At 73.0% G+C, this 23,342-nt stretch carries 16 protein-coding genes and 5 pseudogenes; 13 read left to right on the top strand and 8 right to left on the bottom strand.

Going from position 1 to position 23,342, the window contains the following annotated elements; translation table 11 throughout:
- The first annotated feature begins 173 nt into the window (after positions 1–173).
- From K7862_RS27945 to K7862_RS27970, 6 genes are all read left to right on the top strand, one after another.
- Positions 174–1,040, top strand: coding sequence for an isocitrate lyase/phosphoenolpyruvate mutase family protein (locus tag K7862_RS27945; protein WP_222967356.1), 867 nt, complete (start codon positions 174–176; stop codon positions 1,038–1,040).
- 31 nt (positions 1,041–1,071) lie between these two features.
- A complete protein-coding gene (locus K7862_RS27950) occupies positions 1,072–2,226 on the top strand; it encodes a hypothetical protein (protein ID WP_222967358.1) in 1,155 nt (384 codons plus the stop codon).
- A gap of 5 nt (positions 2,227–2,231) precedes the next feature.
- Positions 2,232–3,518 carry a hypothetical protein gene (locus tag K7862_RS27955; protein ID WP_222967360.1) on the top strand — a complete coding sequence of 429 codons (1,287 nt, stop codon included), beginning with the start codon at positions 2,232–2,234 and terminating at the stop codon, positions 3,516–3,518.
- A complete protein-coding gene (locus tag K7862_RS27960; RefSeq protein ID WP_222967362.1) occupies positions 3,515–5,518 on the top strand; it encodes an ATP-binding cassette domain-containing protein in 2,004 nt (667 codons plus the stop codon). The genes K7862_RS27955 and K7862_RS27960 overlap by 4 nt, the downstream gene beginning before the upstream one ends.
- Entirely contained in the window at positions 5,515–7,407 is a 1,893-nt protein-coding gene (locus K7862_RS27965) for an ATP-binding cassette domain-containing protein (RefSeq protein WP_222967363.1), read from the top strand. Before K7862_RS27960 ends, K7862_RS27965 begins: the two co-directional genes overlap by 4 nt.
- 213 nt (positions 7,408–7,620) lie before the next feature.
- Positions 7,621–9,465, top strand: coding sequence for a peptide-N4-asparagine amidase (locus K7862_RS27970; protein WP_222967365.1), 1,845 nt, complete (start codon positions 7,621–7,623; stop codon positions 9,463–9,465).
- A 268-nt stretch (positions 9,466–9,733) separates the two neighbouring features.
- Here the strand turns inward: K7862_RS27970 and K7862_RS27975 are convergent.
- The 6 genes and pseudogenes from K7862_RS27975 to K7862_RS27995 form a co-directional block, all read right to left on the bottom strand.
- A pseudogene (locus K7862_RS27975) lies at positions 9,734–10,828 on the bottom strand (glycoside hydrolase family 64 protein); the annotation flags it as partial.
- 165 nt (positions 10,829–10,993) lie between these two features.
- A pseudogene (locus tag K7862_RS38535) lies at positions 10,994–11,437 on the bottom strand (hypothetical protein); the annotation flags it as partial.
- Between the two features lie 149 nt (positions 11,438–11,586).
- The gene (locus tag K7862_RS27980) at positions 11,587–12,372 is read right to left on the bottom strand and encodes a GNAT family N-acetyltransferase (protein ID WP_222967366.1); all 786 of its coding nucleotides are present in this window, start codon (positions 12,370–12,372) and stop codon (positions 11,587–11,589) included.
- A 382-nt stretch (positions 12,373–12,754) separates the two neighbouring features.
- Positions 12,755–13,882 carry a DUF3533 domain-containing protein gene (locus tag K7862_RS27985; RefSeq protein ID WP_222967367.1) on the bottom strand — a complete coding sequence of 376 codons (1,128 nt, stop codon included), beginning with the start codon at positions 13,880–13,882 and terminating at the stop codon, positions 12,755–12,757.
- Between the two features lie 218 nt (positions 13,883–14,100).
- Positions 14,101–14,769 carry a class I SAM-dependent methyltransferase gene (locus K7862_RS27990; RefSeq protein WP_222967368.1) on the bottom strand — a complete coding sequence of 223 codons (669 nt, stop codon included), beginning with the start codon at positions 14,767–14,769 and terminating at the stop codon, positions 14,101–14,103.
- Positions 14,770–14,916: 147 nt separating this feature from the next.
- Complete coding sequence (locus K7862_RS27995) at positions 14,917–16,428, bottom strand: glycoside hydrolase family 3 protein (RefSeq protein ID WP_222967369.1); 1,512 nt, start codon at positions 16,426–16,428, stop codon at positions 14,917–14,919.
- Between the two features lie 434 nt (positions 16,429–16,862).
- On the opposite strand from K7862_RS27995, the gene K7862_RS28000 reads away from it, so the two are divergent.
- From K7862_RS28000 to K7862_RS37860, 5 genes and pseudogenes are all read left to right on the top strand, one after another.
- Positions 16,863–17,927 carry a phytanoyl-CoA dioxygenase family protein gene (locus K7862_RS28000; protein WP_222967370.1) on the top strand — a complete coding sequence of 355 codons (1,065 nt, stop codon included), beginning with the start codon at positions 16,863–16,865 and terminating at the stop codon, positions 17,925–17,927.
- Positions 17,909–19,228, top strand: a complete 1,320-nt coding sequence (locus K7862_RS28005; RefSeq protein ID WP_222967371.1) for a DUF6271 family protein — start codon at positions 17,909–17,911, stop codon at positions 19,226–19,228. Before K7862_RS28000 ends, K7862_RS28005 begins: the two co-directional genes overlap by 19 nt.
- A gap of 7 nt (positions 19,229–19,235) precedes the next feature.
- Positions 19,236–20,408 carry a type III PLP-dependent enzyme gene (locus K7862_RS28010; RefSeq protein WP_222967373.1) on the top strand — a complete coding sequence of 391 codons (1,173 nt, stop codon included), beginning with the start codon at positions 19,236–19,238 and terminating at the stop codon, positions 20,406–20,408.
- Positions 20,405–20,980, top strand: a complete 576-nt coding sequence (locus K7862_RS28015; RefSeq protein ID WP_222967375.1) for a GNAT family N-acetyltransferase — start codon at positions 20,405–20,407, stop codon at positions 20,978–20,980. Before K7862_RS28010 ends, K7862_RS28015 begins: the two co-directional genes overlap by 4 nt.
- A gap of 5 nt (positions 20,981–20,985) precedes the next feature.
- Positions 20,986–21,120: pseudogene (locus K7862_RS37860) on the top strand (MFS transporter); the annotation flags it as partial.
- A 59-nt stretch (positions 21,121–21,179) separates the two neighbouring features.
- Here K7862_RS37860 and K7862_RS37865 read toward each other — a convergent pair.
- A pseudogene (locus K7862_RS37865) lies at positions 21,180–21,920 on the bottom strand (NAD(P)-dependent oxidoreductase); the annotation flags it as partial.
- Between K7862_RS37865 and K7862_RS28020 the strand changes: the two are divergent.
- A complete protein-coding gene (locus tag K7862_RS28020; protein WP_222967377.1) occupies positions 21,919–22,110 on the top strand; it encodes a DUF6381 family protein in 192 nt (63 codons plus the stop codon). The pseudogene K7862_RS37865 and the gene K7862_RS28020 sit on opposite strands and share 2 nt — an antisense overlap.
- A gap of 13 nt (positions 22,111–22,123) precedes the next feature.
- On the opposite strand, the pseudogene K7862_RS28025 reads toward K7862_RS28020, so the two are convergent.
- Positions 22,124–23,236 (bottom strand): annotated as a pseudogene (locus tag K7862_RS28025) (MFS transporter); the annotation flags it as partial.
- On the opposite strand from K7862_RS28025, the gene K7862_RS28030 reads away from it, so the two are divergent.
- A complete protein-coding gene (locus tag K7862_RS28030) occupies positions 23,160–23,336 on the top strand; it encodes a hypothetical protein (protein WP_222967397.1) in 177 nt (58 codons plus the stop codon). The pseudogene K7862_RS28025 and the gene K7862_RS28030 sit on opposite strands and share 77 nt — an antisense overlap.
- The last annotated feature ends 6 nt before the right edge of the window (positions 23,337–23,342 follow it).

Raw genomic sequence — 23,342 nt, forward strand, 5'->3', positions numbered from 1 at the left:
ACGGACCGGACCGCCGCCCCCGGCCGCAGCCCGACGCGCACAGCCACACCGCATCACGTACGGCACCCGAACCACCGCTCCCGCTCCCGTCCCGTCCCCTTCCCCGGACACCGCAGTCCCCGTCCCCGGACACCGCACATCCCGAGCGCACGAGAAGCAACGAGAGGACCGGCATGACGCTCATGACAGGCAAGGCCACCGCCCTGCGCACGACCCTCGCCGACGGCGCGGGGCCGCTGCTCGTGGCGGGCGCCCACGACGGCCTGACCGCCGTCCTGGCCGAGCAGGCCGGGTTCGGCGCGGTGTGGGCGTCGAGTTTCGAGATCTCCGCCGCCGCCGCGCTGCCCGACGCCAGCCTGCTCGGCATGGGCGAGTACCTGACGGCGACCCGGCAGATGAACGACGCCGTCACCGTGCCCGTGATCGCCGACTGCGACACCGGCTTCGGCAACAACCTCAACGTCGTGCACGCCGTGCAGCAGTACGAGGCGGCCGGGGTGGCCGCCGTCTGCTTCGAGGACAAGCACTTCCCCAAGCTCAACAGTTTCGCCGGACAGGGCCAGGACCTGGTGTCCGCCGAGGAGTTCGCGGGCAAGATCGAGGCGGCCAAGAAGGCCCAGCGCGACCCGGACTTCGTGGTGATCGCCCGGACCGAGACGCTGATCGCCGGCGGCACCGTGGACCAGGCCCTGGAGCGCAGCCACGCCTACGCCGACGCCGGCGCGGACGCGCTGCTGATCCACTCCAAGGACCGCACGCCCGAGCGGGTCGTGGAGTTCCTGCGCCGCTGGGACCGGAGGCTGCCGGCCGTCGTCGTGCCGACCACCTACTTCGACTGGAGCGCGGCGGCGGCGTGGGAGGCGGGCGCGGCCGTCGTGATCTTCGCGAACCAGGGGCTGCGCGCGACGGTCACGGCCACCCGCTCGACCCTCGACCACATCGTGAACAACGGCAGTTCGGCCGAGCTCGAGGGGTCCATCGCCAGCGTCAAGGAGATCTTCGGCATCCAGAAGCTGGACCAGTGGCTCGCCTACGAGTGAACGGCCCCCTACCCCGAGAGGAGTTGACGAGTTGACCACCAGTCCTGCCACCGCAAACCTCGGCCCGCAGGCCGCCCCGGACCGCGTCGGCGTCGCCGAGCGCGCCATCGCCCTGAACATCATGTGCCATCCCTCGCGCCTGCCCATGGCCGAGGAACTCGCCGCGGACCTCGGCCCGGCGGTCCGGATCGTGCTCGACCCCGAGCCGGACGCCCCCGCCGACGCCGTACGCTGCGCTGCCGAAGCGTGGGCGGCGAGCGGCCCCGAGCACTCCCATGTCCTGGTCCTCCAGGACGACATGACACTCACGCCGGACTTCACCCGGCGCCTGGTGAACGCCGTCACCACCCACCCCGGCGACGTGATCGCGCTGTTCGCCGCGTGGTCCAGCGCCACGTCGGGCGCCGCCCGGCTGGCCGCGCTCAACGGGTACTCCTGGCTCTCGTGGCGCGCCGACTACGTACCGGGTCCGGCGCTGGTGATGCCGGCCACCCTGGCGCGGGAGTTCAGCGCGTTCCTCCGGGCCGCCGAGGACCGCAGCACCGGTGATGCGGGTCTGCTGCAGTCCTTCCTGTCCGCACGGGGGCGCCGTTCGCTGCTCACCGTGCCGTCCCTGGCGCAGCACGACGTGCGGGGCGCCGACTCCGTGCTCGGCAACGGCGTGACCAAGGGGGTGCGGCGCAGCGTCTGCTTCGCCGGCGACCTCGCCGAGGAGCCGGACGCGGGTCGTCCGGAGGCGGACGCCGCGGTGTTCGAGGCCCCGGAGTCGCCGTTCGTGTCGCAGCAGGACTTCACCGCTTATGTGAACGTCAAGGACCGCTCGCCGCAGGACCTGGTGGGCACCGACGTCCCGGCGGAGCGCTGGCTGGCCGGGCGGGGCGCCGACGCGGGGCTGCTCGGCGAGGCGTGGGTGGCCGCTCGCCAGGCGCTGCCGGCCGAACTCGGCGGGCTGGTGCGGGCGGAGCGGCTGTACCAGACATGGCTGAGCGCGGTGTGTCTCGGCGTCCTCTCCCTTGGCGCGCCGGCCGGCGCGGGTCTGAGCGCCGCGGGTGAGGCGGCGCTGGCGACCACGGTGCCCGGCGTGTACCGGCGGGTGTTCACGGACGCGGTGCTGGAGCAACTGGCCGCGGCGAGCCTGCCGATGCTGAAGGCGGGCTACGACGCCGGCCGGAAGATGGCGGGGTAGCGCGCGTGCCGCCCGCTCCGTACTCCGTGTCGGTCTCGATCATGGCCCACCCGTCGCGAGCGGCCCGGGCCGAACGGTTGCGCGCCCGCTTCTCGGTGTTCCCCGCGCGGGTCTGCTACGACCCCGAGCCGGACGGCGAACCGTCGACCGTCAGAACCGCCCGCCTCGCCTGGCAGCCCTGGGACCCCTCGGCCACCCACCATCTCGTCCTCCAGGACGACGTGACGCCGACCGACGACTTCGAAGCCACACTGCTGGAGGTCGTCGGGCACGAACCGGCCGCCGCGCTCGGCCTGTTCTGCGAGTGGGGGTCGTACTCCTCCTACGCGGTGCGGCTGGCGCTGCTGTCCGGGCACGCGTGGACCGAGAGCGTCGACAGCTACTTCCCCACCGTGGCGGGGCTCCTGCCCCGCGAGGCCGCCGCCGGGCTCGCCGCCCACCTGGCGTCGAGGGGCGCCGACGCCATCGACGACGTGGCCGTCTTCTCCTACCTCACCGACGCCGCGCGGCTGCGGGTCCTGCTGACGATCCCCCAACTCGTCCAGCACGACGGCGATGTCAGCCTGATCGGCAACGACGGGCACGGAGTGCGGCGGTCCACGCTGCTCGCGCCGGAGCTCGCCCGCGACGGGGAGTGGTGGCGGCGGCCACGGCTGGAGGGGATTCGCCGGATCGCGGTGCTGAACTTCGCCCACGACGAGCCGCTCGCGCTGGACCGGTGGCGGCCCGGCTGCGGCCGGGGCGAGAAACGCGAACTGGGCGAGGGCTTCGCGGACACCGTGACGCGGGAGGAGATCGCCGCGGTGTGGCGGCCCGTCCTCGCCTCCGTGCGGGGCGCGACGGAGCCGGACGACCGGTTCGCCCGCCGGTTCCGCCGGCTGGTGGAGGTGGCCGCGTACACGGTGCTGTCCGCCGCGTCGCTCCCCGGCACGCCGGCCGGGGCCGTCGCCGACCCTGACGGGGACCCGGACTGGCAGCGGCGGCTGCGCGACCGTGCGCTGGCCACCTGGGTGCCGGGAGTGCTGCGGCTGGATGCGGGGCTGCGCGACGCGGCGGCTCTCGACCGGGCGACCGACACCCTCGCCGGGGCGGTGGACGCGGTGCTGACTGCCTGCCGCAAGCAGGTGCTGCCGCCCCTGGACGTCCGGCGGTCCGTACCCGGCGCGCCGATCCACGCGGCAGGAGGGGCGGGACGCGCGGACGCCGGATCCGGAGGGCCGGGCAACGGAGACACGGGATCCGGAGGGCCGGGCAACGGAGACGCGGGATCCGGAGAGGCGGGACGCGGATGAGCACGGTGTGCACGGGCCCTGCGGGCACGGACCGGGAACCCGGCAGACGGACGCGCACGGCCGGCGCGTCGGCGGCCCGCCGGTGGTGCGCCGCCCGCACCACCGCCGCCCGCCAACTGCTGTTCCTCACACGCCAGGCACACCCCGCCGACATCGCCGCGGCGCTGGTCCTGCACCTCGTGGCGGGGCTGGTCCCGATCGCGTTCATCGTCACGTCCAGCCGCGCCATTCCGGCGGTCCGCTCCGACGACGTTTCGGCGGTCGCCCTGTGGCTCGGCCTGACCGGGCTGGCCGTCGTCGTGCTGCAGATCGTCTCGCCGCTGCAGATGATGGTCGCGCACCGCGTCCAGGCCGAGGTCGACGCGTACTGCTCGCGGCGCCTCTTCGCCGACGCGCTGGACGTCGCCGCCCTGCGCGACCTTGAGGCGCCCGCGGTGGCGGACGGTCTCGCGGAGGCGACGCAGTCCCTGAACAACGAGAGCCAAACGCCGGGCGGGGCCGTCGACGGCGCGCTGGCGCTCATGCCGCGCTATGTGCAACTGGCGGGCGCCGTCGTGATCATCGCGGTCCAGGGCAGCGGGATCGCGGCCGTCCTCGCGCTGGTCATCGCGCTGACGAACCGGCTCGGTCAGACCCGGGCCTACTCCCTGTGGGTGGCGGCCTACCAGGCCATGGCCGGTGAACGCCGCCGCATGGCGTACCTGCGCGACATGGTGTCGCACCCCAAGGTGTCGCGCGACATCCGCGTGCTCCGCATCCGTTCCTGGCTCCAGGGCCGCTACTCGGCCGACTCCGACGCCTACCTGGGGACCTTGTGGCGGGCGCGGCGGCGGATCAGCGGCCGCTCCTTCGTCGTCTACGCGGTCGTCACGCTGGTGGCGGGCACCGGCCTGGTCACCCTGGCGATCGTCGACCCGGTGCTCGCCGGGACGCTGTCGCTGGGCTCGCTGAGCATGCTGCTGCAGGCGGTGATGCTCTGTACGGCCTTCGGCGTGATCTTCCCCGAGTCCGACAGCAAGCTGCAGTTCGGGCGCACCACCTGGCAGGCGATCACCGGGGTCGAGGCGATCACGGGGGCCGTCCGGGCGAGCGGCACAGGCCGGATGGGGCGCGTGCCCCAGGGCGTCGGATCGCCCGGCGCGGGGGCGGTGCTCGTGCGGCCCCGGCAGCCGCCGCCCGCGGACGTGAGCCACGCAGGCGCCGCCGGTAGGAGCGGCGGAGCGGCGGCGGACACCGGCGACCTCATCACGGTGAGCGGCCTGCATTACCGCTACGACGACTCCCGTCCCGTGCTCCGCGGCATCGACCTGCGGCTGCGTCAGGGCACCTCGACCGCGGTGATCGGCTCCAACGGCGCCGGCAAGTCGACGCTGGTGAAACTGCTGACCGGCCTCTACCTGCCCGACGAAGGACGGATCCGGGTCGGGGGCGAGCCGCTGACGCCCTCGGCCGTCGCCGGGTGGCAGCGGAGCACCGCGGTGCTCTTCCAGGACTTCGTGCGGTACCGGCTGACGGTCAGGGAGAACGTCGCGATGCAGTCGGTGGCCCACCTCGACGACTCCGCCGGCATCCGCGAGGTGCTGGAACGGGTCGGGCTGGGCACGCGCATCGGCGAGCTCGCCCGCGGGATCGACACGCCGCTGTCCCGGCTCGTCACCGACGGCACCGACCTGTCGGGCGGCCAGTGGCAGCGTCTGGCGCTGGCGCGCGTGCTGTTCGCCGTCCACCACGGCGCGCGTTTCCTCGTCCTCGACGAGCCGACCGCCCAGCTCGACGCGCGCGGCGAGGCGGAGTTCTACGAGGACTTCCTCGCGCTCACCCGCGGGGTGACGAGCCTGGTCATCTCGCACCGGTTCTCCTCGGTGCGGCGCGCGCACACCATCGCCTCCCTGGAACACGGGCGGATCACCGAACGCGGCACCCACGAGGAACTGGTGGCGCGGGGCGGGACGTACGAGCGGCTCTTCCGGACCCAGTCGACGAGGTACACGGACGAATGACCCAGACTCTGAGGGCGCTTCTCTACCTCGGCCGCCTGTCGTGGCGCACCGACCGCTTCCGTCTGCTGCTGGGCGGCGGCCTGCTCCTCCTCGGCACCCTGTGCTCGCCGCTGGTGGCGCTGGTGTCACGGATCTTCGTGGAGTCGCTCGGCTCACCGGACCGGGCGGTGATCGTCGGACTCGCCCTGGGGCTGGTGGCCGCGCTGGTCGGCCAGTTGATGCTGGGGCACTTCGCACACCTGTGGTACTTCGAGCTGGGTGAACGCGACGAGGCCGCGCTCAACCACCACTTGGCGGGGATCGTCACCGACGATCTGGGCCTGGAGGAGGTCGATAGCCCCGCGACCGCCGATCTGCTCGACAGGGCCCGCATGGACATCGTGCGGACCCGGGCCACCGTGGCGGCCGGGCTGACGCTGACCGCTTCGTGCGCGCAACTCCTCATGACCGCAGTGCTGTTGTCGACCGTGTCGCCCGCGCTGCTCGTCCTCCCGTTCACCGCCGCCGTACCGGTGCTCCTGACGAACTGGGCCGAACGGCCCCTGCGCGAGGCCCAGTCCGGCGCCACCCCGGCCCGCAGACGGCTGGCGCACCTGCACGAGCTGGTGTCGTCGCCCGCGAGCCAGAAGGAGATCCGGCTGGGCGGCGGCGCGGCCCATCTGGCCCGGCTGCACGCCGGGACGCACGAGGAGATCCTGCGGTCGATGAACCGCGCCCACGCGCGGGTCGCGGTACGGCGGGTCATCGGGCAGCTTCCCTTCACCCTGACGTTCGCGGCGGCCATGGCCGTCGTGGTCTGGCTGTCCCACCGGGGTGCGGTCGGAGTCGGCGGAGTCGTGCTGACGCTGCTGCTCGCCCCTCAGGTCTCCCAGCAGGTCACGGCCCTGCTGCAGAGCCTCGGCACGGTCGGCGCGGCGGCCCAGGGGCTGTGCGAGCTGCAGGAACTGGAGGCCGCGGTGGCTCGGCGGCGATCGGCGGACCGCGGCGGGCCGGGCGACGAGAGCACGGCGGCGGCCGCCTCGGGCACGGGCCACGCGGGGACGCCGCATGGGGCACCCGACCGTGCCGACGGGCGGCCGGACGCGATGCCGGCTCACGCCAGAGTGCCGGACCGACTCGCCGACGGCATACGGCTGGAGAACCTCGGTTACACCTATCCCGGCGCTGCGGGACCCGTCCTGCGCGGTCTCGACCTGGCCGTGCCGGCGGGCAGTTCGGTGGCCGTGGTCGGGGAGAACGGCGCGGGCAAGAGCACGCTGGTCAAGCTGCTGCACGGCCTCTACCCGCCCGGCACCGGGCGGATCCTGCTGGACGGCGCCGACCTCGCGGACACCCGTCCGCGGGAGTGGTTCGCCGCGACGTCCGCGCTCTTCCAGGACTTCGAGCACTTCGACTTCCGGCTCGGCGAGAGCATCGGCATCGGCGACGTCCCCCACGTCGACGACGGCGACCGGATCGGTGCGGCGGTCCGCCGGGCGGGAGCCGAGTCCGTGGTGCGGCGCGTGGGTTCGCTCGACGGTCACGTGGGCCGGCGCTACACCGACGGCACCGAACTCTCCGGCGGGCAGTGGCAGTCGCTGGCCTTCGCCCGCACCCTCATGAAGCGCAGGCCGCTGGTCCTCTCGCTGGACGAACCTGCCCACTCCCTCGACCCGGTGGCCGAACAGCGGCTGCAGGACGCCTACGAGGAGACCGCCCGCAGCTACGCGCACACGTCCGGCGCGGTGACGTTCTATGTGACGCACCGATTGTCCACGGTGAAGTCCGCGGACTTCGTGCTGGTGCTGCGCGACGGCCGCGTCGAGGCGTTCGGCCCGCACAACGAACTCCTGTCGGCCGGCGGGTACTACGCGGAGCTGTTCCGGATGCAGGCCAGGGCGTACGCCTGACGCGCCCGGCGACACCGCCGTCGCGCGGACGGGCAGCGCTGCCGGCACCGCTTCTGACACTCCGACAACTTGCGCAGCAGTGGGGGCGGAAGGTCACTCCGGGAGTACGATCAGCGACCGCCATCTCGTTGATCGTCCGCCCGGAGGCCGCGAACCACCCCCACCGCACGTCCGGCTGCGGCGATCACGCCCCGACTCCCGTATAGGAGAGGCATGCCAGAGCGGACACCACCCAGCAGTGCGGCCACCGCGACCCGGTGGCGCACGGTTCCGGGCCGCGCCCGGCCCGCAGGCACCGCCGTCCGCGGACTGCGGCGCGCCGCGCGCACCGTGCTCACGGTCGGCGCGGTGCTGGCCGCCGCCACGACCGCGCTGACCGTCGCGCCCGCCTCGGCGGCGCCCGCGGCTTCCGGACCGGCCACGACGGCACCGTCGTACGTCGAGACCGGCTACCAGGACCCGGTCACCGCACTGCCGCCGGTCAGCCGGCCGCCCACGCCGCACTGCTCGGTCACGGTGATGCGGCACGACTTCGCCAACTCCTACGGCCAGCCGTACACCGGCACGGTGACCCCGCCGGCCGACTGCCCCGGGCCGTGGGCCAAGGTCGTCCTCACCTGGTCGGGCAGCGTCGCCGGGCGCCAGTACGACCGGCTGGCCGGTGTGTGGATCGGCGGCGCGGAGGTCCTGCGGACCAGCACGCCGGAGCCCGACGACGACGGCATCACCTGGCACGTCGACAAGGACATCACGTCCTTCGCGCCCCTGCTGCGCGGTCCGCAGCCGCTCGTCGCGGACCTCGGCAACATCGTCAACAGCACGTACACCGGCGTCTACCACATGACGCTGACGCTCACCTACTACCAGGCCGACCGGCGGCATCCGGCGCCGGCCGTGGCCGATCAGGTGCTGCCGCTGTCCGACGACTCCTCGCCCGGCTGGTACAGCCTGTCCCCCGGCCAGTCGGCGACGAAGAGCGTGGTCTTCCCGCGCAATCTGACGCACGCCCGCCTGGAGGTGTACGCCCGCGGCGGCGGCTGCGACGAGCAGTGGTTCGACGCGGTGCCCGGTGACCTCGCCTCCCAGTACCCCGACTACCTCTGCGGCGGCGGTCCCTACCGCGAGGTGCAGGTGTCGGTGGACGGCCGGCCCGCGGGACTGGCCCAGCCGTATCCCGTGGTGTACTCCGGCGGCATCGTGCCCACGCTGTGGCGGCCGATACCCGCGATCGACCAGTTCCTCACGCTGCCCTACGACATCGACCTGACGCCGTTCGCGGGCCTGCTCGTCGACGGCCGTCCGCACGCGATCACCCTGACGCCCTACGGCGCCGCCGACACCTGGACGGTGGACGGCACGCTCTTCCTGGACACCGACGACCACGCGGCCACCACCTCGGGCGCCCTGACCGGCGACACGCTGACTCTGGACCCGGGCGTGTCGACGACCGAGCAGCCCAAGGCCGGCGGGGCGACCGTCCATGTGGCCGCCACCCGTGACTGGTTCACCGAGGGGTACCTGGACACCTCCGCGGGCCGGATCACCACCCGGGTGCAGCAGCAGGTCGCCTACCGCAACGACGACGTGGTCTCCGACGGCGGGCAGCAGCAGGTGGTCGCGCAGCGCGACTCGGGGGCGACGACCGTGACCACGACCACCGCGCCCCGGCACGGTTCGGGCCACGGCTTCGTACGGGCGGAACACCACGCCTGGTCGTACCCGATCGACGTCGACATGTCGATTCCGGTCTACACCGACGGCAACAACTACGACCTGCGCGGCTCGGTCCGCCAGCAGCGGGTGCTCAGCGACGGCACCCGCAACGGCCCTGCGGGGCCGTGGAGCACCGTCGCACTGACGGACGACACGGTGCGGGCCACGGGGGTGCTGGCGCGGAGCGGCGGAACGGTGGTGTCGGCTGACGGCTCCGCGAGTGAGAGGTATGTCGGTACGACGGATGCGGGGGTGTGTTACTCCCGTGAGGTCAGCGCTGAGCACGGCTGGGTGACGGCGGACTCGCGGCAGCCTTGCGGGGTGCCTGGAGCAGCCCAGCGGTAACGGTCGTCCCCAACGACCTGTCGCCCCTCGCCGGGCCGGTCCCCCACCCACGGGTCCGGCCCGCCGCGTGGGCCGCCCTCTTTCGGGCTCCGCCCTGCCCCTTGCGGTGCGTTGCCGACTGCTGCGCCGTCGTGGCTTGGCGCGACAAGCCACAGCCCAGCCGCAGGCGGCAACGCACCGCAGGCAAAGGCCAGGCACCCCCGGAGCCGCGAGGTCCACGCGGAGCACCCCGCAGGGATGGACCTCGCCGCCCCAGGGGCACCGCCCCTCAGGACAAGGGATCCAGGATCAGACTCGCCGACGACGGGCTCCCGTCATGCACCAGCGACTCATGGTTCCCCACGTCATCGAACGCGAACGCGTAAGCCCTGCCGTCCCCCATCTGCGCGTGGATCGCCCGCGCGTACTGGTTGGTCACCGCGTCCTGGTAGAAGTTCGCCGCGGACGTGTCCGGCTGGTTCGGGTTGACCAGCAGGGTCGAACGGTTGAAGCCCGCGCACAGGGTGCGCGAAATCGGCCCGCGCACCTGGTCGTTCGGCGCGTCCAGCAGCTTGTAGCAGCCGAAGACGCTGTCGGCGTCGGGCTTCTGGAAGCTGGTGACGACCGCTCCGGAGGAGTTCGTGAAGTTCATGACGTTGCCCGAGACCCGCCCGAAGTACTTGGTGTCGGGCTGGTCCGCGAACGGCGTGACCGTCAGCGTGGACGACGTGTACTTCTGCCAGACGCGGTTGATGTAGTCGTCCAGCACGCTGTTCGACAACGCGCCGGTCTCGATGCCGTGGCCGGGCGACAGGGCCCGCAGCACGGACCCGTCGGGGGCGGTCTGGATCAGGCCGGCCCAGCCGCCCGCTTGGCCGCGCAGGTCGTTGAGCACCGCGTTGAAACCACCGGACTTCAGATGCCCCGTGGTCTGCGTGCCGCTGGGTGACTGGACGCCGACGGCGTAGGGCGCCGAGAACATGTCCACCTGCGTGCTGTTGATCCACAGGCCGCTGTCGTTCAGCGTGTACTCGGACCAGTTGAAGAGGATGTTGCGGTTGGGGTCGGACGGGTTCTGCACGGCGGGCTGCACCAGGCCGCCGGTCGTCAGCTTGAAGACCAGCTTCTGCCCGTAGGAGAAGTACACCCGGCCGGAGAACTTCGGGATCCGGATGGTGACCGACTGCCCCGGTCCGGGGCCGGCGATCGACGCGTCGGGCGCGGGGGTGGGCGGGTTGCCGCCGGCCGGCCACGCGTGGAAGGCGCCGCCCGCGTCGGCCCAGCCCTGCTGCCCGGTCGCCAGCAGCGTGCCCAGGTCGTAGACGTAGACCGCGCCCGAGCGGCCGGAGTTGTTGGTGACGGTCAGCGGGATGGTGGCCGGCACCGGCCCGCCGCCTCCGCCGCCCGTGGTGGCACCGGTCGTGCCTCCACTGGTCGAGCCGCCGCCACTGCTCGTACCACCGCTCCCCTGCGTATAGGTGAACTGCGGCGTGTCGTACTGCGGGCCGTTCTTCTCGTAGGTGAACCAGTACGTCAGCACGGTCCCGGTCGACAACTGGTCGACGGTGCGGGTCCAGGTGGCGCCGTTCAGGGTCATCCGGAAGTTCTGCTGGCCCGCGCCGTTGACCAGGTAGTGCACGTCCACGTACGCGGCGGGCGTCGTGGGGGTGAAGCTGATGAGGGCCTGGCTGGCGCTGGTCGCGGTGACGCTCTGGGTGTAGTCGGACGCGGCGGCGGCCTTGGCCGGCAGTGACGTCAGGCCGAGCAGCCCGGCGAGCACCAGTGCGGCGGCGGCGAGCAGGGCGACGAGGCCGCGGTGGGGGTGCGGCCGCCTCCGGGAGTGGCGCGGAAGTGGGGTTCTGCGCATGGGGGCGATGGTCCCTTCTTCAGTCGGACGGTGAACGGGCGTGGGCGAAGGGGTGATCCGGGCACTGAGCGCGTACGCCACCGCCGATGGCAGGGTGTTCCTCCTTCCGTGACGCCTTCGAACCATCGACTTGGAAGCGCTCTCAAACACCAGGATCGAAACGGAGTGTCCGCCTCTCGACGCGAACACGTCAAGGAGCCGCGCCGAACTGCCGTGCCGGGCGGGACCGTCGGGACGCGGGGCCGAGCCCGCGGCGCGCCGCCCTGCCCGCAGTCTCAGTCCTGGATCGTCAGGTAGAGCCGGGTCCCTTCGGCGCGGTAGCCGAGGCGCTCGTACACGCGCCGGGCGTCGTCACCGGACGACTCCAGCCAGACCGACCGGGCGCCGCGTGCGAACATCGCCGCCGTCAGCTCCGCGGTGACCGTGGCCGCGACGCCGCGCCCGCGGAAGGCCGGCCGGGTGCCGACACCCGCCAGCTCGCACGTGCCGGCCGCCGGCGCCGAGCAGGACCCCGCCCCGGCGCACCGGCCGTCGGGCGCGGGGACGTAGCGGACCACTCCCCCGAGCCGCTCGATGCGCCGCAGCCGGGCCGCACTCTCCGCAGAGGCGTCGTACTCGCTGCCGAACGCCTCGGCCAGCGCCGCGTCGATCGCGGCGTACTCCTCGTCCGCGTGCGGGGCCCGCGCCTGCGGGAGCCAGGCTTCCGGGTCCGCGGAGTCCCGGTGGGCGCGCTGCCGCGGCATCGTCAGCGTCGCCGGGGTGCAGACCAGGTAGGCGTACTCCTCCTCGGCGGCGAAGCCCGCGGCGCGCAGCGCCTGTTCGACGGCCGGCGCTGCCGCGGGCACGAACTCGACCCGCGGTTTGAGGCCGCGCTCGCGGAACTCCGCGACCAGCCGGGCGACCTCGGCTGCGGTCGGCTCGGCGCGGGGCAGTGGCGAGGCGTAGTTGACGAAGGGACTCCGGGTCTCGGGGTCGAAGCCCAGGACGAAGCCGCCGGTCTCGATCACGAGCGGACGGCGGCGGAGGTTGGCGACGGCGAAGTTCTGGACGGTGGTGTCCACGGTGAAGGCCTCACGGTGATGACGGGGCGGAACGCGTGCTCGGACCCTGCCGGGTGTGCGCGAGCCACGCGTGCGGATGCTCCCGGTGGTGGTCCGGGATGTCTCCGCGCGGGGAGACCGCGGTGCGCCGGTCACCGCGTTGTGGGGCCGCCGTGAGGGCGGGGCGCTGACGCAGGGGTCCCGCCTGAGCGGGAGCGGGTCAGCGCCGGCGGCGGCCGCTGCGGGACGCCGGGACCATGGACTTCGTTCCTTTGCCGTCGAGGGGTGTGCCGTGGGGCACGGCGCGGCGATCATGCCACGCCGCCGCTGAGCACGGCAACGGATTTGTTCCGCGCCGCTGGACGGGTGACGGGACGGCCGGCGGGATCCCGCGGGTGGCCCCTCAGCCGGTGGCGGGCCGCGTCCCGTCGCGTCCCCGCTTCAGCCGCACGCGGTGCAGGTGGAACGCGGAGGCGGCGACCGAGACGAGGATGCCGGCGGCCGCGTAGACGCCCAGCACCCACAGCGGGCCGGTGGTGTGGTGCGCGGTGAAGTACACCGTGTTGCGCACCGTCGTGGTCCCGGCGCCCGGGGGCAGCCAGGGGCCGATCGCGCGCCAGAACGGCGGGAGCAGGGTGGTGGGATAGGCGCCGCCCGCACTCGGGTTGCCCAGCACCACGAACACCAGGATCGCCACGCCGATGCCGGCCATGCCCAGCAACACCTGGAGCGCCACCGTGGTCGCGGCGACGGCGAACACCAGCAGTGTGCCGATGCCCCACAGCGCCGCGAAGTGCCCGGGCAGGGCCCCGAGGACGGTTCCGGCGATGAGGGCGCCGCCGAGGCCGGAGACGATCGCGTAGGGCACGAGGGCGCCCAGGCGGATGAACGTACGGTGCAGGTTCGCCGGCCGGGCGCCGCCCGCGGTGCCGAGGATGGCCGCCGCCAGGTAGCCGCCGACCATCCAGCCCACGACAAGGTAGAAGGACGACAGCCCGCGGCCGTCCTGGGGGTTGGGGGGCCGCAGGTCGACCACGGTGACGCGTCGCCGCTTGCCCACCTCGATGCGCTGCGCGATCTGGGTGGTGACCGTCGAGACGGACGGGCCGCCGGCGGAGGCGACCAGGAGGCGGTCGTCGGTGCCGCGCGGGTCGACGACGATGGCCGCGTCCACGTCGCGGTTGAGGATCAGGCTCCGGGCCTGCTGTTCCGTGGCCACCGAGCGGGCCCGGAAGGGAGTACCGGGCAGGGCGTTGAGCTGCGCGGTGAGCTGCCGGGTCACCCGGGCGGGAGCCACGACGGCGGCAGGGATGCGGTGCGGCTTGGGCGCGTGGAAGGCTCCGATGTAGGAGAGGATGAAGCCGAGTTGCAGCACCAGGACACCCACGACCAGCAGCAGGGCCCGCAGGCTCAGCGCGTCCCGCAGGTCCGCGAGGAACCCGGGTGACGCCGGGGCGGCGGCCGTCGTCGCCGGCCGTCCGGGGCCGTGTCCGGGCGGGCCGGCCGGATCCTGCGGGGTGTCCGAAGGCATCCTGTGTCCTCCTCGCGGCCCTGACGGACCGGGTTCACGGCGCCGGTCGGCGCCGTGAACGCAATGCCTGCCCTGCGGAGAGGTGACGGGGACGCCCGAGGCCCGGAATGCCTTCCCTCGGGTGACGGCCGAGAACGGGAGGCGCCGCCCGCGGGGCCGGCCCGTGCGGGTCACAGCGCCGGTTCGGGCGCCTTCCCCGCAGGACCCTCCCGTGCGGGTCACAGCGCCGGTTCGGGCGCCTTCACGGTGGCCTCGAAGAGTGCCACGCAGCCGTGGACGGTGAGGGTGTGGTCCTTGAACGCCCCGGCGAGCCGTTCGTCGAGGTCCGCGAGGCTGTCGGCGGTGTTGTGGAAGACGCCCTTGCCGTTGTAGAAGGCCATCAGCCGGCGGGCCCGGCCGCTGACCGGCACGCCCTCGGCGAGGATCGTGGACCCGAACACCGTCCCGCCGGGCCGGACGACGCGCTGCAACTCCTCGAACAGCGCTCCCTTGTCGGCGACGCTGCCGGGCATGCAGTGCAGCAGGAAGTTGGCGCTGGCCGAGTCGAAGGTGTCGTCGGCGAACGGCAGGGGCTCCAGCGCGTTGCCCTGGACGGTGTCCGGGTCCAGCGCCTTGAGCCGCTGCGAACTGGCGTGCAGCGAGTGCTGGTTGGCGTCGAAGAGGGTGATGTGCCGGGTGGTGGCGCCGGCGCCGTGCAGGGGCAGGTAGCCGGTACCGACCCCCACGTCGAGGTGCCGGGCGCCCATGCCGCGGCGGAACATCCGTATGAGGTGCTTCTTGGGGCAGCCCCAGACGAGACGGCACGACAGGCCGAGCACGATCAGGTCGTACAGGGCCAGGGTGAAGGGGTTGTACCGCGACTGACCTTCGTGAACCTGCTGGTCCATGGGTCTCCTCGTGAGGGGATCAGGGCGGCCGGACGTCCCGGCTCGGGGCCGGGGACATCCTCGCGCACGGACGTCCGCGCACCTGCGCCCGCCCCCGCTCGACGCCGTCCGGCCGGCGCCGGCTCACCCTCGTCCGGTCGCCACGGCTCACCGCCGTCCGGCCAGCACCTCCGCCGCCGCCACCCCGGAGGCCGCCGTCGCGCCGTGGGTGAAGATCTGCACGGCGCCCGGGGCGTCGGGGCCGGGCAAGCCCATCTCGACCACGATCGCGTCGGGGCGGGCGGCCGCCAGGTCGGCCAGTGCCGCGCCCATCCACTTGTTGCGGGCGGCGTCACGGACCACGACGACCATCGGGCGGCCCGCGGCGGGGGTGAGCGCGAACTCCTCGAGCACGCCGGGACTCGTGGTCAGCTGCTGGTGGTGGACGCGGACGAACGTGGTTCCGGGCAGCCGCTCGCGCAGCGGGACGGCGACGCCCCACGGCGTCTCCTTGCCGATGGCCAGGTTGGTGGTCGGGACCAGTTCGACCACGTGCGGCGGGGCGCTGAGCGGCAGCACGTCCTGCGCGGGGCCGCTGAGCCGGATGGCACGGCGGGCCGCGATGTACCCGATGTCGCCGCTGACCGGATTCACCGGTACGGCACGGCCCAGGCCGCCGGACCAGTCGGCGAGCGCCGCGACCCGCTCGGACGCCTCCACGAGCCGCCCTTCGGCCAGTTCGCCGCCGGCCACGGCCCGTTCGACGGCCGCGGCGAGCAGTTCCGCGGTGCCCTGGTCGGCGTGTTCACCGCCCACGCAGATGGCGTCGGCCCCGGCGGCGAGGGCCCTCACGGTGGCGCCCTCGATGCCCCAGCGGTCGGTCACGGCGCCCATCTCGATGGCGTCGGTGACGATGACGCCCTCGAAACCGAGTTCCTTGCGGAGCAGGTCCTCCAGGATGCGGTGGCTGAGGGTGGCCGGGAACTCCGGGTCGTAGGCGGGGACCAGCAGGTGGCCGCTCATCACGGCACGCACTCCGGCGTCCAGGGCGGCGCGGAACGGCGGCAGCGCCTGGGCCGCGATGTCCTCCAGGGTGGCGTCGTAGCTGGGCAGGCCGTGGTGGGAGTCGACGGCGACGTCGCCGTGGCCGGGGAAGTGCTTGGCGCATGCGGCCACGCCGGCCGACTGCAGTCCGCTGATCCAGGCCCCGACGTGCCGGGCGACCAGGGCCGGGTCGACGCCGAAGGACCGGACGCCGATGATCGGGTTGTCCGGGTTGGAGTTGACGTCGGCGCTGGGGGCGTAGTTGAGGCTCACGCCGGCGGCGTGCAGCTGGCGGCCGAGGTCGCGGGCGACGGACTCGGTGAGTTCGGCGTCGTCGACGGCGCCGAGGGCGAAGTTGCCGGGCCGGGTGGAGCCGGTCGAGGACTCCATCCGCGTGACGTCACCGGCCTCCTCGTCGATGGCGACGATCAGCGAAGGGTTCTCGGCGCGCAGCTGGGCGGTCAGCCGGGCCACCTGCTCGGGCGAGGCGATGTTCCGGGAGAAGAGCACCACGGATGACAGGCCGTCAGCGATGGCGCGCAGCACCCACTCCGGGGCCTCGGTGCCGACGAAGCCAGGCTGCAGGACGGACAGCGCGAGCCGTCGCAACTCCTTGCTGTGCTTGCTGGAGGACATCGGCTGGGGGCCTTCCGGGTAGTGCCGACACAACGTTCGCACCGCTGAACTGTGGTACAGACCAATTGATAGTCGCTTAGCCCGATCGGCAGTGTCAAGAAGATCGCCGGCCGCGCCCGGACCGGCCCTCGCACGTCCCCGGAACACACCCCACGGCCGCGCTGTTCGGCCTGGCCGGTCAACTCATAATGGCTGCCTGCGAGTTGGGGACGCGATCTCCGCAAGTCCTCGGTTGACACGCAGTGTTGGTCTAGTCCACTTTAGTGAGGCGCAAGTTCAGCAAGGGGTGTGGGTGACGCGCTTCTGCCGGGGGACGGGTACGTGAGGGTCGGCAACGGCCCTGGTCAGCGTGCCCGGCAACGATGTCCATCACCATCCGTGATCACTCCTGTGCCGAATGCATCCAAGCACACCTGCAATCGCTGGAGCACCGTATGGCGCCGTCTGACCACTATCTGTATCGAGCCCCTTCGGATGTCCCCTATTTCAGCTCCGACGGGGAGACCTATCTCGCGCGGACTCAGTTGCGGGACATGCAGAAGTCACGGAAACTCCGCGTTCTGAGCGAAGAGGACTTCACGTTCTGGCAGACCTACGGCTACATCGTGGTGCCCGAGGCGATACCCGCTTCCGCGGCGGCGCGGCTGCTCGACTTCACCTGGGAGTTCCAGGGCCTGGACCGGGGCCGGCCGGAGACCTGGTACGAGGAACGCGAGTGGCGTTCCGACCTGGACCGGGAACTGCACATCTACGGCTTCGTCGAGGCCTACCAGCACCAGCTGATGTGGGACAGCCGCCAGGCGCAGCGGGTCTACGACGCGTTCGTCGACGTCTGGGACTGCGAAGAGCTGTGGGTGACGCTCGACCGGCTCAACCTCAACCCGCCCAACATCAAGAACCGCGACCGTGCGCTCATCGCGCCGACCGAGCGCGGCTTCGACATCAACCTGCACTGGGACGTCGACACCACGCAGGGCGTGCTGCCGCAGCGGGTGCAGGGCATCATCGCGCTCAACGACACCGAGCACGAGCTCGGCGGTTTCCAGTGCTCACCCGAGCTGTTCCGGGACTTCGACCGGTGGAAGGCGCTGCAGCCCGAGGGCCGCGACCCCATCCGGCCGGCCGCCGACCCTGCGGACTACCCGGTGGTGCGCCCGCAGCTGAAGGCGGGCGACCTGCTCATCTGGAACGGCCTGCTGGCCCACGGCGTGGCGCCCAACACCTCGCAGGAAGGCGTCCGGGCCGTGCAGTACCTGTCGATGATGCCGGCCCTCGAGTCGCACGCCGAACTGCGCCGTTCCCGGGTCGAGTCCTGGCGCACCCTGAGCACCCCCGAGTGGAACGCGACGCTGGTCGGCGACCCCGTCGAGCACGAGTCGCTGCGGTACGGCCCGGCCACGCTGACCCCGCTGGGCGAGCGGCTGCTGGGCCTGACGTCGTGGAGCGAGCAGAGCGACGAGCTGCCGGGCGGAGAGCGGGCATGCGCCGAATCTGCCTGACACTGCCCACCAACCGGGCGTGCGCCGCGACGATCGTGGCGGTGGGGCAGGAAGCGGCCTACGCCGCCCGGCACTTCGGCGTCGAGGTGCACCTGCTCGTCCTGGACTCGTCCGGCGCCGCGGACTTCGCCGAGCACGCCCGCGTGCTGCGCGAACTGCCCGCCGTGCCCGGCGTGGTGGCCCATCACCTCGACGAGGCGGCGCAGCGGGAGTTCCTGACCGGGGTGATCGACCGCGCCGGCCTGCCCAAGCCCGAGCTGGTGCTCGACCTGATGCTGCCGCAGGCGCTGTCGTACGGCGCCTGCACCAACCGCGCGTTCCTCATGGCCGCGGCCCTGGGCTGCGCGTCGGTGCACCGCAGGGACTCCGACAGCCGCTACCAGAGCGTGGACGGCGAGCCGGTCTTCCCCGTCCACCACGAGCTGATGTCGCTCGGCGAACGCGCGAGCCGGGCGTCCGCGGGCGTGGACGCGTCCACCCTCGGACCGGAGCACGGCGACAAGCCGGTGTCCATGGTGGGCGCCTCGTTCATCGGCGAGATGTCCGTGGACATCGAGGAGATGTACCGGCTCGACCCGGACGTCTACCACGAGGTCGTCGGCCTCTGGGCGCCCGCCGACTGGTCGGCCGGGCAGAAGCACGAGCTCGCCGCCGAGTCCTTCCGCGGCGCGGGCACCGAGCCGTTCACCCGCGACCACGCGGTGCTGGGCCACGTCGACCCGATGCGGGTGGACATGTGCAACATCGCGTTCCACCAGGTGCACGAGCAGGTGCCGCTGCCGCCCGCGACCGACACCATCGGCAGTGACTACTTCCTCATCCACCTGGTGTACGACGCGACGCTGCCGGGCGTCCTGCACAACCGCCACATCGTCAACTACTACACGCCGGAACGCCGCACCGGCCCCGGCTTCACGGCCTACCAGCTGCGCTTCGCCAAGTTCTTCCTGTCGATGCTGTACTTCAACGCCGTCTACGCCGACATGGCCGCCGCCGGCGCGGGGCTGCTGGACGACGCCCACCAGGTGCGGGTGCCGCTGATCGCCGAGTCGGTCCGGCGCGCGGCCGCGCTCGACCGGGCGGAGAACACCGACCGCCTCGACGCCCTCGACCGCCTGTACCGCCGGCTCGGCGGCAGATACGCGGAGTTCGCCGGCCTGCTCGCCGAACGCCGGGAGCGGCTGCTGGACGAGGCGCGGCAGGACGCGAACGACTTCGCGCTGCTGATCGAGTGCTGGGGGGCGCTGGTGCGGGCGAGCAGGGAGACCGGCCCGGACCGCCTCCGGCGGTTTCCCGGCTGATCCGTCGATGACGCACCACGACGCGGCCCTGCTGGCCGCCCTGGCCGATGCCACCGAGGACCTGATCGTCTTCGACCTCGACGGCATCGAGGCCCGCCACGAATCCCTGCTGGAGGAACTGCCCGGCGTCGACGTCCGGTTCGCGATGAAGGCGTGCCCGCTGGACGAGGTGATCTCCTGCCTCGCTCTCAAGGGTGCGGGTGTCGACGCCGCGAGCCCCGACGAGATCGCGCAGGCGATCGCGGCGGGGGTGCCGCCGGAGCGGATCCACTACGGCAACCCCGTGAAGTCCGACCGGAACATCGCGGACGCCCACCGGCTGGGCGTCCGCGACTACGCCACCGACAGCACCGAGGACGTGGCGGCGATCGCCCTGCACGCCCCCGGCGTGCGGGTGTTCTGCCGCCTGGCCACCGACGGGTACGGGGCACTGTGGGGGCTCAGTGACAAGTTCGGCTGCTCGGCCGGCGACGCGGTCCGCGTCCTGCGGGCCGCGCGGGACGCCGGGCTGATCCCGTCGGGACTGTCCGTCCACGTCGGGTCGCAGCAGATGACCACCGAGGCGTGGCAGCGCGCCTTCGACGACCTCACCGACGTTCTGGAGGTGCTGGCCGGGCACGGTATCGCCCTGGACCACGTGAACCTGGGCGGCGGGCTGCCGGCGCTCGGTTATCTCGACCGGCACGGCGAGCCGTTCGCGCCCTCGCTCGACAAGATGTTCGCCGCCATGCGCGAGGGCATGGAGCGCTGTGCGCAGGTGCCGGGGCACCGGCTGCGGTTCGTCGTGGAGCCCGGCCGGCACCTGGTCGCCGACCACGGCGCCGTGCGGGCGCACGTGGCCCGCCTGTCGACCCGGACCGGCGCCGACGGCGAGCCACGGCGGTGGCTGTACCTGAGCGCCGGCAAGTTCAACGGGTTGTACGAGATGGACGACGTGCGGTACCCGCTGGTTTTCCCCACCCGTCCGTCCGGTCCGCTCGTGCCCGTCACCGTCGCCGGCCCGACCTGCGACAGCGCCGACACGCAGGCGCCCGGGCACGTTCTGGTCCCCGAGGGCCTGGCGTCGGGGGACCCGGTGTGGGTGCTGTCCAGCGGCGCGTACGCGATCAGTTACCAGTCCCGGGGGTTCAACGGCATCAAGCCGCTCCCCCACATCTGCGTTCGCGGAGAGGGCGGATGAACGCCGACGTACGCACCCGGATCCGTCCCGTCGCCGAGGGCGACTGGGCCGGGATCACCACCCTGGAGAACCGCGCCTACGCGCCGCTGGGGCTGTCGGAGGAGCCGGCCGCCCTGCGGTCAAGGGCGCGGTCCTCCCCTGCCACCTGCTTCGTGCTGGACGTGGGCCCCCGGCTCGCGGGCTATCTGCTGGCCCTGCCCTACCCGGAGTCCGCGTTCCCCGACCTGGCCCGGGCCGAGGAGACGGTGTTCCGCTCGCGGAACCTGCACCTGCACGACCTGGTCGTCGCCGAGGACCTGCGCGGCCGGGGCCTCGGCCGGCGGCTGCTGCGGCACCTCACGGAGACCGCGCGGTCGGCCGGGTACGAGGAGATCTCCCTGGTCGCCGTCGGCGGCAGCGACACGTTCTGGTCCGCGAACGGCTTCACGGCCCGGGACGAGCGGGTGCCCGGCGACGGCTACGGAGTCGATCCGGTCTACATGTCCCGGCCGGTCCTCCCGGACCGCGCCGGCGAACCGCATCCGGCCAGCGGTCCGCCGCGCGGGTGGTCAACACAACACGAGGTGGGCTGATGCCGATGTTCCGCGTGCACGATCCCTTCCGCCGCGGCCAGTTGGCCATCGCGGCCCTGTTCTGCTCGCTGGGCTTCCAGTACGCCACGTGGGCGTCGCGGCTCCCGGCGATCAAGGCGCACCTCGGGCTGAGCGGCGCGCCGCCGAGCCGCAGACCGGCGCCCGCGGTGACACGGCCGGTGCGCGGGCCGTTGCCGAGCATCGGCGGAAGCACCAGGGTCCAGTCCAGGTCGCTCGCCCTGAGTACCCGTTCGCCCGCGGCCTTGTCGGCGAAGACCCGGCTGAGCGCAGGCCTGTAGAGCGCCTTGAGGAGTACGGGAGTGCGCGCCCAGGAGTCCCCGACGCCCAGCGAGGACAGGAACACCAGCCGGGTGACGCCGGCCTCGCCCATCGCCGCCACGATCACCGGTGCGGCGTCGGCCATGACCGTCGGCGAGCGCAGGCTTCGCAGGGTGCGGCCCGAGCCGAGGGCGCTGACCACGGCGCCGCAGCCCTCCGCGGCGGCCGCCACGGCCGGCACGTCCCGGGTCACCTCGCCCACGACGACCCGGACGCGCGGATCGGTGATCTTCATGCGCGCGGGGTCGCGCACCAGGGCCGTCACGTCGTGTCCGGCCTCCAGCGCCCGGCGCACCACCTGCGTGCCGGTCGTGCCGGTGGCGCCCAGCACCAGGAGCCTCATACGGCCGCCGTCCTTCGCGTGGTGGGGGAGAGAGGCCGTCGCGTGCGGGCCAGGGGCCCTCGAACGACGGGGGAGACGGGCATGGCCAAGATCCTCGCAGGGGGCCCGGCCCGGGGCAACAGGGTTCCCCGCCCTCGGAGCCCCACCGGCCCGGCCGGCGCTCTGCCCGTGCGCGGCGGGGCCGCCGGTTGGCGTTCGGCGGCCGCGCCTGTTTCGCTGGTAGGGCAGACCTCCCGGTACGGAGCGAGGGCCGATCATGAACGCGACAGGCGATGCCCACCGCCATCTGCAGGAGATGCGGGACAAGGCGCGGGAGCTGGAGGCCGAGGCCGAACGCAGCCAGGACCCCGAGGAGCGCAGGCGGCTCCAGGAGCGGGTCAGGCAGCTGGAGCTCGACAGCGAGCAGGAGAGCATGATGGCGGCGGGGGACATCTACCCCACCGAGTGACGCCTCCGCCGGTTCAGGGCGTGGGCGCGGCCGGTGCGGCGGGCGCCGCCGCCACCGGACCGGCCTGCGGCTCAGGTGCGGTCCAGCGGATCTGCGTGCTGCACAGCGCGACGACGACCGCCGAGGCCGAGACCGCGGCCAGGCCCCACACCAGGCTGCTCGCGTTGGCGATGAAGCCGATCACCGGCGGGCCCGCGAGCAGGCCGGTCGTGCCCATGGTGGCGACCAGGGTCAGGGCGTCGGAGCCCTGCCCGGCCGCGGCCACGTAGACGCACGGCGTGACCGCCGCGATGCCGAGGCCGACACAGGCGAAGCCCGCGAGAGCCGGCGCCACACCCCCGCTCAGCAGGGCGAGCGCCAGTCCGGCCCCGGCCAGGGTGCTGCCCACCCGCACCACCCGGCCGTCGCCCCAGCGGCTGCGCCACCCGTCGGCGAACAGCCGGGCCAGCACCATCATCACCGAGACCACCGCGATGCCCATCGGAGCCAGCTCCGCCGAGGCCTTGGCCACGTCCTTCATGTAGAGGGCCGACCAGTCGTTCATCGCGCCCTCGGTCACGGTGCCGAACGCCATGGCCAGGCCCATCCACAACGTCATCCGTGCGGGGAACGCCCACGTGCTCCGGCTCCTGCCCTCCCCGCCCTCCGCGCCTTCTGTTTCCTTCTTCGGCTTCCGCGCCGCCGCCGGGTCGTCCGCCAGGAGCCCGGTACGGGCGGACGCCAGCAGCGCCAGCAGGAGGACGGCCCCCACCGCGAAGTGCACGGCCACCGTCGAGGTCACCGCGTTCATGCCCGAGGCCAGCAGCGCCGCGGCGAGCGAACCGCCGCTGAAGGTCGCGTGCAGCCGTGCCATGGCGTTGCGTCCGTAGGTGGCCTCCAGCGCCGCGCCCTGCGCGTTCATGGCGACGTTGAGGCACCCCACCAGGACGCCGTCGGCGCACATCACGACCAGGGCCACCGGGTAGTTCGGCGCCGCCGCCATCGCGAACAGCAGCAGAGCCAGGCACAGCGCCGACACCAGGGACAGCCGCCGGGAACCGACCCGTCTCATGAGCGCCGCGACCAGCGGGAACGACGCCGCCGCGCCCACGCCGGTGGCCATCAGCAGCAGGCCGACCTCTGCGGCGCGCGTCAGCCGCGCCGACGTGGCCGATTTCCTGGTCGGTCAGGCGGAGAGCGGCACGTTCGTCAGGGCCGCGGTCGTCCTCGGGCCGGAGCGGCGGTAGCCGGTG

Source organism: Actinacidiphila acidipaludis (assembly GCF_019890725.1).
Taxonomy (GTDB): Bacteria; Actinomycetota; Actinomycetes; order Streptomycetales; family Streptomycetaceae; genus Actinacidiphila; species Actinacidiphila acidipaludis.

Coding starts and splice junctions, on each gene's coding strand:
- K7862_RS27945 (WP_222967356.1), top strand. CDS start 174: ATGACGCTCATGACAGGCAAGGCCACCGCCCTGCGCACGACCCTCGCC.
- K7862_RS27960 (WP_222967362.1), top strand. CDS start 3,515: ATGAGCACGGTGTGCACGGGCCCTGCGGGCACGGACCGGGAACCCGGC.
- K7862_RS27965 (WP_222967363.1), top strand. CDS start 5,515: ATGACCCAGACTCTGAGGGCGCTTCTCTACCTCGGCCGCCTGTCGTGG.
- K7862_RS27970 (WP_222967365.1), top strand. CDS start 7,621: ATGCCAGAGCGGACACCACCCAGCAGTGCGGCCACCGCGACCCGGTGG.
- K7862_RS27985 (WP_222967367.1), bottom strand. CDS start 13,882: ATGCCTTCGGACACCCCGCAGGATCCGGCCGGCCCGCCCGGACACGGC.
- K7862_RS27990 (WP_222967368.1), bottom strand. CDS start 14,769: ATGGACCAGCAGGTTCACGAAGGTCAGTCGCGGTACAACCCCTTCACC.
- K7862_RS27995 (WP_222967369.1), bottom strand. CDS start 16,428: ATGTCCTCCAGCAAGCACAGCAAGGAGTTGCGACGGCTCGCGCTGTCC.
- K7862_RS28000 (WP_222967370.1), top strand. CDS start 16,863: ATGGCGCCGTCTGACCACTATCTGTATCGAGCCCCTTCGGATGTCCCC.
- K7862_RS28005 (WP_222967371.1), top strand. CDS start 17,909: ATGCGCCGAATCTGCCTGACACTGCCCACCAACCGGGCGTGCGCCGCG.
- K7862_RS28010 (WP_222967373.1), top strand. CDS start 19,236: ATGACGCACCACGACGCGGCCCTGCTGGCCGCCCTGGCCGATGCCACC.
- K7862_RS28015 (WP_222967375.1), top strand. CDS start 20,405: ATGAACGCCGACGTACGCACCCGGATCCGTCCCGTCGCCGAGGGCGAC.
- K7862_RS28020 (WP_222967377.1), top strand. CDS start 21,919: ATGAACGCGACAGGCGATGCCCACCGCCATCTGCAGGAGATGCGGGAC.
- K7862_RS28030 (WP_222967397.1), top strand. CDS start 23,160: ATGAGCGCCGCGACCAGCGGGAACGACGCCGCCGCGCCCACGCCGGTG.